11 protein-coding genes are annotated in these 12,087 nt (G+C 67.1%); 6 read left to right on the top strand and 5 right to left on the bottom strand.

All coding sequences use genetic code 11. The features are described 5' to 3' along the window. The first annotated feature begins 12 nt into the window (after positions 1 to 12). Positions 13 to 660 carry an extensin family protein gene (locus ACFQRC_RS07215; RefSeq protein ID WP_379959441.1) on the top strand — a complete coding sequence of 216 codons (648 nt, stop codon included), beginning with the start codon at positions 13 to 15 and terminating at the stop codon, positions 658 to 660. Between the two features lie 71 nt (positions 661 to 731). Continuing rightward, positions 732 to 1,616 carry an LOG family protein gene (locus ACFQRC_RS07210; RefSeq protein ID WP_379959440.1) on the top strand — a complete coding sequence of 295 codons (885 nt, stop codon included), beginning with the start codon at positions 732 to 734 and terminating at the stop codon, positions 1,614 to 1,616. Positions 1,617 to 1,619: 3 nt separating this feature from the next. Here the strand turns inward: ACFQRC_RS07210 and ACFQRC_RS07205 are convergent, their stop codons facing one another. From ACFQRC_RS07205 to ACFQRC_RS07195, 3 genes are all read right to left on the bottom strand, one after another. Beyond that, a complete protein-coding gene (locus ACFQRC_RS07205) occupies positions 1,620 to 2,063 on the bottom strand; it encodes a DUF1801 domain-containing protein (RefSeq protein ID WP_379959438.1) in 444 nt (147 codons plus the stop codon). A gap of 10 nt (positions 2,064 to 2,073) precedes the next feature. Next, on the bottom strand, positions 2,074 to 2,733 hold the full coding sequence (locus tag ACFQRC_RS07200; protein WP_379959436.1) for a c-type cytochrome: 660 nt from the start codon (positions 2,731 to 2,733) through the stop codon (positions 2,074 to 2,076). Positions 2,734 to 2,884: 151 nt separating this feature from the next. After that, the gene (locus ACFQRC_RS07195) at positions 2,885 to 3,601 is read right to left on the bottom strand and encodes an SIMPL domain-containing protein (RefSeq protein WP_379959434.1); all 717 of its coding nucleotides are present in this window, start codon (positions 3,599 to 3,601) and stop codon (positions 2,885 to 2,887) included. Positions 3,602 to 3,958: 357 nt separating this feature from the next. On the opposite strand from ACFQRC_RS07195, the gene ACFQRC_RS07190 reads away from it, so the two are divergent. The 4 genes from ACFQRC_RS07190 (at position 3,959) to rnk (ending at position 10,316) form a co-directional block, all read left to right on the top strand. Next, positions 3,959 to 5,149 carry an efflux RND transporter periplasmic adaptor subunit gene (locus tag ACFQRC_RS07190; RefSeq protein WP_379959432.1) on the top strand — a complete coding sequence of 397 codons (1,191 nt, stop codon included), beginning with the start codon at positions 3,959 to 3,961 and terminating at the stop codon, positions 5,147 to 5,149. Between the two features lie 21 nt (positions 5,150 to 5,170). Further along, complete coding sequence (locus ACFQRC_RS07185) at positions 5,171 to 8,239, top strand: efflux RND transporter permease subunit (RefSeq protein WP_379959430.1); 3,069 nt, start codon at positions 5,171 to 5,173, stop codon at positions 8,237 to 8,239. Between the two features lie 170 nt (positions 8,240 to 8,409). Beyond that, a complete protein-coding gene (locus ACFQRC_RS07180; RefSeq protein WP_379959428.1) occupies positions 8,410 to 9,675 on the top strand; it encodes a DUF445 domain-containing protein in 1,266 nt (421 codons plus the stop codon). Between the two features lie 218 nt (positions 9,676 to 9,893). Further along, a complete protein-coding gene (gene rnk, locus ACFQRC_RS07175; protein ID WP_379959426.1) occupies positions 9,894 to 10,316 on the top strand; it encodes a nucleoside diphosphate kinase regulator in 423 nt (140 codons plus the stop codon). Here rnk and murA read toward each other — a convergent pair. Together murA and clpS are read right to left on the bottom strand one after the other, a co-directional pair. Next, complete coding sequence (murA, locus tag ACFQRC_RS07170; RefSeq protein ID WP_379959424.1) at positions 10,313 to 11,596, bottom strand: UDP-N-acetylglucosamine 1-carboxyvinyltransferase; 1,284 nt, start codon at positions 11,594 to 11,596, stop codon at positions 10,313 to 10,315. The genes rnk and murA overlap by 4 nt on opposite strands. A gap of 127 nt (positions 11,597 to 11,723) precedes the next feature. After that, on the bottom strand, positions 11,724 to 12,080 hold the full coding sequence (clpS, locus tag ACFQRC_RS07165; RefSeq protein WP_379959422.1) for an ATP-dependent Clp protease adapter ClpS: 357 nt from the start codon (positions 12,078 to 12,080) through the stop codon (positions 11,724 to 11,726). Positions 12,081 to 12,087: the final 7 nt, after the last annotated feature.

Genomic DNA, 12,087 nt, shown 5'->3' with positions numbered 1-12,087 from the left:
ACGATGCCGGCCATGGGGAAGCGGGGGATTATCGCGGCGACGCTGCTGCTGGCGGCGTGCATTCCATCGAAGGAACGGCGTCCGGAGGCGCCGTCCGCGGAAGCGCCGCGCGCCGAGCGCCAGGATGCGGCGACCCGCCAATGCCATGCCGATCTTCGACGCGACGACGTCGAGTTCAAGATCCTGCCCGACCGCAATTTCGGCGGCGGCTGCACGGCGGTCGGGTCGGTCCAGTTGCTCGACATCGGCACTCCGACGACCAACCTCACCGCGATGACCTGCCCGCTCGCCCGCGAATTCTCGCGCTGGACGCGCGAGGCGGCGCAGCCGGCGGCGCGAGCCTGGCTCGACAGCCGCATCGTCCGGATCGAGAGCTTCGGCACCTATGCCTGCCGCCCGGTCAACGGCATGGCCGGCGGCAAATTGAGCGAGCATGGCCGGGCCAACGCGGTCGATATCTCCGCCTTCGTGCTGGAGGACGGACGCCGCATCACCGTGCTCGAAGGCTGGAACAGCCGCGACGAGGGTGTCCGCCGCTTCCTTCGCGCCGTGCATCAGGCCGGCTGCCGCCGCTTCCAGATCACGATCGGCCCGGAAGCCAATTCGCTCCACCACAATCATTTCCATTTCGACATGGGGCGCGGGCCTTATTGCAAATAGCGGGCGCACCGCGTGGCGCGCCGGCCCAATGGAGGTTCTATTCGGCCGCGAACCGCTCTAAGGGGCGGCGCATGACCGATCCCGTTCCGCCCAAGCGCGTCTTCTCCCCCGCCAGCGAGGAGGCCGAGACCGCCCGCCACGCGACGTCCAGCCCGCAGACCGAAGACCCCGCTTATCGCCTCGCCTTCCAGGACATGGATTTCCTGCTGCGCGAGGATTTGCGGCCGGTGCGCTTCCAGCTCGAGCTGCTGAAGCCCGAATTGCTCCTCGACGAGGCGAACATCGCCTCGACCTTCGTCTTCTACGGATCGGCCCGGATCCCGGAGCCGTCCAAGGCCGACGCCCTCATCCAGGCCGCCGCCACCGACCACCAGCGCTCGATCGCCGAGCGGCTGAAGGCCAAATCCAAATATTATGACGAGGCGCGCAAGCTTGCCCGCATGGCCAGCCGGGTCGAGCCCGACGAGGAAGGCAAGAAGCAATTCGTCGTCTGCTCCGGCGGCGGCCCGTCGATCATGGAAGCGGCCAATCGCGGCGCGGTGGACGAAGGCAAGGAATCGATCGGCCTCAACATCGTGCTCCCGCACGAGCAATTGCCCAATCCCTATGTGACGCCGTCGCTCAGCCTCCAATTCCATTATTTCGCGCTCAGGAAGATGCACTTCCTGATCCGGGCGCGGGCGGTGGCGGTGTTCCCCGGCGGCTTCGGGACGTTCGACGAATGCTTCGAACTGCTCACCCTCATCCAGACCGGCAAGGTCAAGCCGCTGCCGATCATGCTGTTCGGCCGCGAATTCTGGGAGCGGGTGATGAGCTTCGAGGGTCTGGTCGAGGAAGGAACGATCGCTCCCGACGATCTCGACCTGTTCAAGTTCGTCGAGACGGCCGAGGAAGCCTGGGACCATGTCTGCGACCATTATTCCGCCAGCGCGCCGGAGCTGGGCTGCGCGAAATAGGCGCTACCGCCGCGACGCCTCATATTCGGCGATGAAGGCGTCGACGGGCACCGATGCGATCGTCCGCGCCAGCACCTCCTCGGCAAGGTCGTCCCGCTTTTTGAAGCGGATGCAGCTCTTGCCCATGTCGAGCTTCCTGCCTTCGGCGGCCCACGCCTCTCTCAGCCGCGCCGTGCGCGCTTCCGAGGCATAGACGCAGTTGAGATACAAAGCGCAATGGTTCTTCTGCGCGGCAAGCCCGGCATAAGCGAGCGGCTGGCCGTTATAGGTATCGGGATAGCGCTCCAGCGGGATTTCCCAGCCGATCATCCCCCAGTTCATCCGCTCGACATAGCCGGGCGGAAGGTGCGCGTTCACGAGGTCGCGGACGTGCGAGATCAAGGCCGCGCGCTCGGGCGGTAGTTCGGCGAGATAGGCTTCGGGGGTGGCGGCCTTGCTGCTGACCATCCCTTCGTCCCTATTCCTGGTCGGCGGCCGCGCCCTCGCCCTTGGTCGGGGCGGTGGCTTCGTTCAGCACCGGCTCGTCCTCGGCTTTGCCGGGAGCGGCCGGCTGGTCGGCGATCTCGGCCGCCAGCTCGGCCGGCGTATCGACCGCGGGCGGGGCCGGAATGGGCAGGTTGCTGCCCTGGCTGTTCAGCCAGACCATGAGGTTGGCGCGGTCCTCGGGCTTGGAGAGGCCGGCGAAGGTCATCTTGGTGCCCGGCGCGAAATCGCGGGGCGATTTGAGCCACGCGCTCATCGTCTCCCAGTCCCAGCTGCCGCCATGGGATTTCAGCGCGTCCGAATAAGCGAAGCCGGCGACATGCGCGACCGGCTTGCCCATCGTGGCCCAAAGGTTCGGCCCCAGGCCGGTGGCGCCGCCCTGATCCGCGGTGTGGCAGGCGGCGCATTTCTTGAACACCTGCTCGCCGGCGGCGGCATCCGCGCTGGCGAGGAAGAAGGCGATCGGCTGCTCGGCCTCGCCGCCTTCGCTCTCCACTTCGACGCCTTCGATCGGATAGCCCATCTGTTCGGGCCGCTCCGCCTTGAAGACCTCGCCGGTGAACAGCGACGCGCCGAGCGCGACAATGCCCGCGCCCAACACCCAGCCCGCAATCGTGTTGAACCGATCGTCCATGCCGCCCAGAACCTCCGCAAGCCGCGCGGCCGCAGGGAAAAGGGGCGCGCGATAAGTGAATTGATGGGCGTCCCTTTAGGCGGCGCGGCGCGGCGGGGCAAGCGGGCGCGGTTCCTCCCTTCCTCTCCCGGATGGAGAGGAAGGCGAAGAATTATTCCAGCTCGTAGCTGATCGAGAGGGTGATCGAGAGCGACTGTTCGCCCGGAACGATCTTGGTCGAAGCGTCCTGAGCTGCCTCCATCCGCATCATCGGCATCGGATAAGGCGGCGCCATCGCGCCCGATTCGCTGATCGACAGGATGCGGCCGACCCTCTTGCCGATGGCGCGGGCGTAGAGCTCGGCGCGGGCGCGGGCCTTGGTCAGCGCCTGCTGGCGCGCCTCGTCCAGTGCTTCTTCGGGCTTGTCGATGCCGAGCATCGGCCCGTTGATCTGGTTGGCGCCCTCGGCGACCAGGGCGTCGAGGATGGCACCGGTTTCGGCGATGTCGCGGAAGCGGACGGTGACCTCGTTGCTCGCCCGGTAGCCGGTCAGCACCGGCGGCTGGTTTTCCGCGTAACGATATTCGGGATTGAGGTTGATCGAGCTGGTCTGGATGTCGCGCTGGGCGATGCCGGCCCGTTTCAGCGCCGCGATCACCCTCTCCATCCGCTGGGCGTTCTGGGCGATCGCCGCGGTCGCGCTGCCCGCCTGCGTCACCACGCCCGCGTTGATCCGCGCCACGTCGGGAACGCGGGTGACCTCGCCGGTGGCGACGATGTCGAGCCGGGTGCCGGAGATCGCCTGGACCGGCATCGATCCCTGGGCCAGGGCCGCGCCTGCCGGAAGGGAAAGGGCCAGCGCCGAAGCGAGCATCATGGGTTTGATCATTGGCAAATCTCCTTGAAAGTTCGTTCCGGCGTCGCCGGACATGCCATAAAACGTGCCGCGGCCTGCACGGTTGCTGAACCGTTACGAAGGCGATTCGTCGAAAAAGGGGGCATGCTGGTCGAAAAGTCCGCCCATCTTGCCTCCGGCGCCACCAATCGCCATCTCACCCTACCCGTCCGCGCGCGCGGGAATGGAGACGGTTGTGGTGGTAAACCCCCACCCGCGCGTGTATGGGCGTCCACCGGCGTGGGGCGGCCGACGGAAACGAAAACTTTGGCTTGAGCGCGGTGAGTTATTCGGCTAATACAGTAGCCGAACGCGGCGCTGCCGCCCGGCGGTTGGGGAAAGATGAGGACCATGAACTTCGAAACGACGGGATGGCGGCGCAAGGCTCTCGAGGGCGATGTGCTCGACGAGACTGTGGTCATGCAGCGGCGCAAGCGCCGGCGGATCATCATCGGAATCGTCGCCGCGGCGATCATCGCCATCGCGGCGATCCTGGCCTTTACGGGCGGCGGAGAGCCGGCCGCGGCGCCCGGAGCGGGCGAAGGCGCGGCGCTTCCCGCAGTGACCGTCGTCGTGCCCGGCAGCCAGCAGGTCGCCCGCGTCATTTCGGCGACCGGGACCCTGGCCGCCCGCCGCGACCTGCCGGTTGGCGTCGCGGGCGAGGGCGGCGAGGTCTCCCGCGTGCTGGTGGAACCCGGCCAGTGGGTCGAGGCCGGCCAGGTTCTGGCGGTCATCGACCGTTCGGTCCAGTCGCAGGAGGCGCAGCGGCTGGCCGCGCAGATCCAGGTCGCCCGCGCCGACGCGGAACTCGCCCAGAGCGAGCTCGATCGCGCCCAGGCCCTGGTGTCGCGCGGTTTCGTGTCCAAGGCCGATGTCGACCGCAAGACCGCGACGCGCGACGCCGCCAACGCCCGCGTCCGCGTGGCCCAGGCGCAGCTCGGCGAGACCCGCGCGCGCATCGGACGGCTGGACGTTCGGGCGCCCGCCGCGGGGCTCGTCCTCGACCGCATGGTCGAGCCGGGCCAAGTCGTCGGCGCCGGCTCCGGCGCCCTGTTCCGCATCGCCCAGGGCGGGCAGATGGAGGTGCTCGCGCAGCTCCCGCAAGGCGATCTGACCCGGATCAAGCCGGGCATGCCCGCCACCGTCACCCCGGTCGGCACCAGCGAAAGCATCCAGGGCTCGGTGTGGCAGGTGTCGCCGGTGATCGATCCCCAGAGCCGGCAGGGCGAGGCGAGGATCGCGGTACCCTACAGCCCCGCGCTGCGGCCCGGCGGCTTCGCCAGCGCCGACATCGTCGCGGGCTCGACGCAAGCCCCATTGCTGCCCGAATCGGCGGTGCTGAACGATGCCCGCGGCAGCTTCGTCTATATCGTCGGCGCCGACGATGTCGTGCAGCGCCGGCCGGTCAAGGTCGGCTCCGTGATCGACAAGGGGGTCGTCATCACCGAAGGGCTGAACGGAACCGAGCGGGTCGTCTATTCGGCCGGCGCCTTCCTCAACCCCGGCGACAAGATCAAGCCTCAGCGGGCGGCGTCCCGCTGAGCGCTTTTGGAGTGAATGACGATGCGTAACATTTCCAGCTGGGCAATCCGCAACCCCGTCATTCCGCTCGTCCTGTTCGCGGCGCTGACGTTGCTTGGCATCTTCAGCTTTCTGCGGATGGACGTGAACAACAATCCGGACATCAGCTTCCCGGCCGCCAACGTCACCGTGGCGCAGCCCGGCGCGGCGCCGTCGGAGCTGGAGACCCAGGTGACGCAGCGCGTCGAGGCCGCGATCCGCGGCATCAACGGCGTCGATGAAATCCAGTCCACGGTCCGCGAGGGCAGCAGCAGCACCTTCGTCCAGTTCGAGCTCGATACGCCGGTCGATCGCGCGGTCAACGACGTCCGCAACGCCATTTCCCAGATACGCGGCGATCTGCCCGAGGGCATCCTCGAGCCGCAGGTGACGCGCATCGACGCCGACGGCGGCCCGCTCGGCTTCTTCTCGGCCCACACCACCGACATGACGCTGGAAGAGCTCAGCTGGTATGTCGACAATGTCGTCAGCAAGCGCCTGCTCGGCGTGGAAGGCATGGCGGCGGTGAGCCGCGGCGGCGGCGTCAGCCGCGAGATCCGGGTCATCCTCGATCCCGTCAAGATGCAGTCGCACGGCATCACCGCGGCGCAGGTCAACCAGCAGCTTCGCATGACCAACGTCGATGCGCCGGGCGGCCGGGCGGAAATCGCCGGCGCCGAGCAGGCCGTGCGCGTGCTCGGAAACGCGGAGAGCGCCTACGACCTCGGCCAGAAGCAGATTTCCTTGAGCGGCGGCCGGACGATCCGTCTCGCCGACATCGCCACGATCCGCGACGGCCATGCCGAGCAGCGCTCGATGGGCAAGGTCAACGGCGTCCAGGTGGTGAGCTTCGGCATCGAAAAGGCCAAGGGATCGTCCGAAGTGACGGTCCATGACGAGGTCGTCGCCGAGCTCGACAAGCTCGAGGAGGAGAACCCCAAGGTCACCTTCACCGAGCGTTTCACGACGGTCGACTATACCAAGGATCAATATAGTTCGGCGATGGAAGCCCTGATCGAGGGCGCCGTGCTCGCCGTCATCGTCGTCTTCCTGTTCCTCCGCGACTGGCGCGCGACGGTCATTTCCGCGATCGCCATCCCGCTGTCGGCCATTCCGGCCTTCTGGTTCATGGATCTGCTCGGCTTCACCTTGAACGGCGTGACCTTGCTCGCGCTGAGCCTCGTCGCCGGTGTGCTGGTGGACGATGCGATCGTCGAGATCGAGAATATCGTGCGCCACATGCGAATGGGCAAATCCGCTTATCAGGCCTCCATCGAGGCTGCCGATGAGATCGGTCTCGCGGTCGTCGCCACGACCTTCTCGATCGTGGCGGTGTTCCTGCCGGTCGCGATGATGGACGGCATTATCGGGCAGTATTTCAAGAGCTTCGGCCTCACCATCTGCGTGGCGGTGCTGATGAGCCTGGCCGTCGCGCGCCTGATCACGCCGATGATGGCGGCCTATTTCCTTGAATCCCACGGCCCCGCCAAGCACGGCGAAGGCTGGATGATGGACCGCTATATGGGCGTGCTGCGCTGGTCGCTGCGCAACCGCTGGAAGACGATGGGGGTCGGCTTCGCCGCCTTCGTCGCGACCATCTTCGCCTTCGCCACCCTGCCGTTCATCGTCTTCCCCAACAGCGATAGCCCGTTCAGCTCGATCTCGGTCGAGATGCCGCCGGGGGCGACGCTCTCGCAGACCGAGAATGTCGTCGATCAGGTGACCGCCATCGTCAGCGCCGAGCCCGAAGTGCAATCGGCATTCGGGTCGGTCCAGGTCGGCCGGGCGAGCGTCTACATGACGCTTCGGGAGGATCGCGAGCGCAAGAGCACCGACTTCGAGCGCGAGACCGCGCCCAAGCTGAGGGAAATACCCGACGCCCGCGTCTTCTTCCGCGCGAATAACGGCTTCGGGGGCAGTCGCGCCGTGTCGGTCATGCTCGCCGGCAGCGACCCCGAATTGCTCGAACAAACGGCCGCCAAGCTCGTCGCCGAGATGAACGAAATGCCCGAAATCCGCGCCGCGCGGGTCGAGGGCGACCTCAGGCGTCCCGAGATCATGATCACGCCGCGCTTCGATCTGGCCGCCGACATGGGCGTCACCACCCAGGCGCTCAGCCAGACGATCCGGATCGCGACGCAGGGCGAGATCGACCAGAACAGCGCGAAATTCTCGCTGTCCGACCGTCAGATTCCGATCCGGGTGATGCTGCCCGAGGAATCGCGGACCAGCCTGGCGACGATTGAGAATATGCCGGTGCCGACGACCAGCGGCGGATCGGTTCCGCTCAAGGTGATCGCCGACATCAGCTTCGGCGCCGGCGCTACGCAGATCCAGCGCTTCAACCAGGAACGGCGGATCATGGTCGGCGCCGATCTCGCCCCGGGCGTGGTCGAGGCGCTGAGCAAGATCAATCAGCTGCCGACGCTGATGAACCTGCCGCAGGGCGTCAACCGCGCCGAATTCGGCGAGGCCGAGATGCAGCAGGAGATGGTCGAAGGCTTCGGCATGGCCGTGGTCGCTGGCATCTTCCTCGTCTTCGCGGTGCTTGTCTTGCTCTACAAGAGGATCGTCCCGCCCTTCGTCAACATGGGCTCGCTGCTGCTGGCGCCGCTGGGCGGGGCGATCGCGCTCCATCTGACCGGCCAGGCGATGTCGATGCCGGTGTTCATCGGCATCCTGATGCTGCTCGGCATCGTCGCCAAGAACTCGATCCTGCTGATCGACTTCGCGATCGAGGAGATAGACAAGGGCGTGCCCAAGGATGAGGCGATCGCCGATTCCGGGCACAAGCGCGCCCAGCCGATCGTGATGACCACGGTGGCCATGGTGGCGGGCATGATCCCGACCGCGCTCGCTCTGTCGGGCGACGGCAGCTTCCGCCAGCCGATGGGCATCGTCGTCATCGGCGGTCTCATCCTCTCGACCATCCTGACGCTGGTGATCGTGCCGGCCGGATTCAGCCTGGCCGACAGCTTCGAACGGTGGATCGGGCCCAAGTTCGGCCGCCTGCTGACCTACAAAGGACCGCAGGATCACGGCCCGGCGGCGGAGGCGCAACCTGCGGAGTGAACGAGAGCGGGATGCGGTTACATTGAATTGTCACCCTGAACTCGTTTCAGGGTCCACCTATCCACCCGTCGCGTGGCTCGGATATGGATGCTGAACAAGTTCAGCATGACGAGGTGGTGCAATCCAAACTCATCATGCCCTAATCGGGTTTTCCGGCTATTGAGCCAGGGATGACCCTGCTCGAACGAACCGGATTGACCCGATTCAACCCCGCGCAGGGCGGCGTGCGCGGCATGCGGGTCATCGCCACCGGCACCTTGGTGGTCATGGCCGCGGTGTTCCTCGTCGCCAACAGCCTCGACGAGATTCACCCCGGCTGGGGCTTCGTCAAGGCGTTCGCCGAAGCGGCGATGGTCGGCGGTCTCGCCGACTGGTTCGCGGTCACCGCCTTGTTCCGCCATCCGCTCGGCCTGCCGATCCCGCACACCGCGATCATCCCCCGCAACAAGGATCGGATCGGCGACACGCTGGCCCAGTTCCTGCGCGACAATTTCCTCACTCCCTCGGTGGTTGCCCGGCGGATGCGCGGCGTGGACGTCGCCGGCGCGATCGGCCGGTTCCTCACCGACCCGCCCGGCGAGGGACGCCTTCGCCAGGGCGCTTCCGGCCTCATCGCCAACATCCTCGAGGCGCTCGACCAGGAACGGCTGGGCGGGATGGTCAAGTCGGCGGTGGCCGGACGGCTGCGGGCGATGGACGTGTCGCCCTTGCTCGGTCAGTCGCTCGACGCGGCGATCACCGAGGAACGCCACGTGCCGGTCCTCGACGGCATCATCGGCTGGGCGAGCCGGACCCTTGACGCCAATGAGGACATGATTCGGTCGATGGTCCACGATCGCGCCAATTGGCTGGTCCGGTTCGCCGGGTTCGACGAGAAGCTGGCCGACGGCATCATCGACGGGCTGCGGCGCCTCACCATCGCGATGGCGACGGACACCCGGCACCCGCTCCGGCTCAAGGCGGAGGAGAGCCTCGCCAACCTCGCCTGGGACCTCCAATATGACGAGGGGACGCGTCTTAAGGTCGAGGCGGCCAAGGCTGACATCATCGCCAACAAGGCGGTCGGCGACTGGATCGACGGCTTGTGGGAAAAGACCCGCGCCGGCCTCCTCCACGCCGCGCGAGATCCCGACGCGACCATGGCCGGCAAGTTCGGCGAGGCCATCCGCGCGCTCGGCGCGACCCTGCAGGAAGATGCGCGGCTCAAGGCGACGATCAACCAGTTCGCGCGGCGGGCGGTGGTCGGCGCGGTCGCCAGCTACGGCACCGGCATCGTCACCCTGGTCTCCGACACGATCCGCGGCTGGGACGCCCGCACCATCACCGGCCGCCTTGAGAGCGCCGTCGGCCGCGACCTTCAATATATCCGCATCAACGGCACTATCGTCGGCGGCCTCGTCGGCCTCGCCATTCATAGCGTCGAGGTGGTGACCTGATGCTTTGACAACCGCCGCGTCCTGGCGCACGGTGCAGGCCATGCGGACGCGTTCTTCCTTCAGGCGGTTTTGCCTCCACGCCGGCCAGCTTCCGGCACGGGCCTAGCCCCGGATCCGCCCCTCCCGGCGCTGGTCCGGGGAGGCTTGTTTTTCAGCTGCTCACATCGCCCGCACGGACGCCTGTTCCGCCGGTCGCATTCCATTCAAGGAACTGTTCCATGGTTTCCAACCCCTCGGCCCCCGCCGGCATACGTCCGCCCATCCACCTTCTCGATTCCCAGTCGGATCTGCTCGGCAACCTCGCGCTGATGGCCGAGCACCGCATTCCAGTGGTCTCGGCGATGCTCCTGACCGAGATCGAGCGCGCCGAAATCCACGACCGGGACACGTTGCCGCGCGATGTCGTGACGCTCGGCTCCGAGCTCGAATATCTTGACGAAGGCAGCGGTGCCCAGCGCTGGGTCCGGCTCGTCCTGCCGGCGGAGGCCGACATCGAGGCCGGCCGGATATCGGTGCTGACGCCGATGGGGGCGGGGCTGATCGGGCTGTCCACCGGACAGGCGATCGAATGGCCCGATCTGGAAGGCCGCGAGCGCCGGATCCGCATCCTCGCGGTGCGGCAGCCCGAAATCGAGCCTTAGCCGTCGCCTGCCCGTTCGATGTCGGCGCCGACGGCCTGGAGCTTCTCCTCGAGCCGCTCGTAGCCGCGATCGAGATGATAGACCCGGCCGACCTGGGTCTCGCCCTCGGCGGCGAGGCCGGCGAGGATGAGGCTCATCGAGGCGCGCAGGTCGGTCGCCATCACAGGCGCGCCGACCAGGCGGTCGACTCCGCGCACCACCGCCGAGCGGCCGCGCACCTCGATCTCGGCGCCCATCCGGGCGAGCTCGGGGACGTGCATGTAGCGATTCTCGAAGATCGTCTCCGTGAGGAGGCTGGTGCCGTCGGCGAGCGCGAGCATCGCCATGAACTGCGCCTGCATGTCGGTGGGGAAGGCGGGATACGGCGCGGTGGAGAGCGACAGCGGCCTGAGCCGGCCGTTGGCGCTGACCTTGATTCCGCCATCGACATCCTCGACGATGAGGCCGGCGTCGGTGAGGCCGCCCAGGATCGACGGCATCGTCTCCTTGCGCGCGCCGACCAGCTCCAGCGAACCGCCGGTGATGGCGGCGGCGCAGGCATAGCTTCCCGCCTCGATCCGATCCGGCATCACCGAATAGGTGGCGCCGTGCAGCCTCTTCACGCCCTGGATCGTCAGCGTGTCGGTCCGCAGGCCCTCGATCCTCGCGCCCATCGCGATCAGGCATTTGGCGAGGTCGGTGATCTCGGGCTCGCGCGCGGCATTCTCGATGACCGTCTCGCCCCTGGCGAGCACCGCCGCCATCAGCGCATTCTCCGTGGCGCCGACGGAGACAACCGGAAACTGGATGTGGCCGCCGACGAGGCCGCCTTTGGGCGCGGTCGCCTTGACGTAGCCAGCGGCGAGCTCGATCTCCGCGCCCAGCGCCTCTAGCGCCTTCAGGTGAAGGTCGATCGGGCGGTTGCCGATCGCGCAGCCGCCGGGCAGCGACACGGTCGCCTCGCCGGCGCGCGCCATGAGCGGCCCCAGCACCAGTATTGACGCGCGCATCTTGCGGACGATGTCGTAGGGAGCGACCGTCGAGCTGATGTTCGAGGCGCGCAAGGTCATCACCCGGCCGAACTCGTCGGGCTTGGAGCCCTCGATCGAGGTCGATACGCCGAGCTGGTTGAGGAGATGGCCGAAGCTGTCGACGTCGGCGAGGCGGGGCAGGTTCCTGAGCGTCAGCGGCTCGTCGGTAAGCAAGGCGCAGGGAAGGAGCGTCAGCGCGGCGTTCTTGGCGCCCGAGATGCAGATCTTGCCTTCAAGGCGCTTGCCGCCCCGGATGATGATGCGATCCATGGGGGGCTTCTAGGGGATTGCGCCCGCCGTGCAAGACACCGTCATTCCGGCGAAGGCCGGAATCCCAGGTCGGAAAGGGCGGGCAGGCGAGAGGGAATCCCGGCCTTCGCCGGGATGACGAGCGGTTTTAGGCCTTTTCCAGCGTGCATTGGAGCGGGTGCTGGTTCTCGCGGGCATAGTCGATGACCTGCGCGACCTTGGTCTCGGCCACTTCGTAGCTGAAGATGCCGCACACGCCGACGCCGCGCTGGTGGACGTGCAGCATCACCCGGGTCGCATCCTCTATGTCCATCCGGAAGAAGCGCTGCAGGCACAAGACGACGAACTCCATCGGCGTATAATCGTCGTTGAGCATCAGCACCTTGTAGGGCGACGGCGTCTTGGTCCGGGTGCGCGTGCGGGTCGCGACGCCGAGGCCGGTGCCCTCGTCGTCGCCTTTGCCGTCGTCGCCGGCGGCCACGATGAGTGTTTCATAACTAAGCATCACAGCG

It is taken from the genome of Enterovirga sp. GCM10030262, assembly GCF_042666435.1.
Classification (GTDB): Bacteria; Pseudomonadota; Alphaproteobacteria; order Sphingomonadales; family Sphingomonadaceae; genus Allosphingosinicella.
The sequence above is the reverse complement of the archived record's forward strand: the minus strand, read 5'-3'. Positions and strand labels throughout refer to the sequence as shown.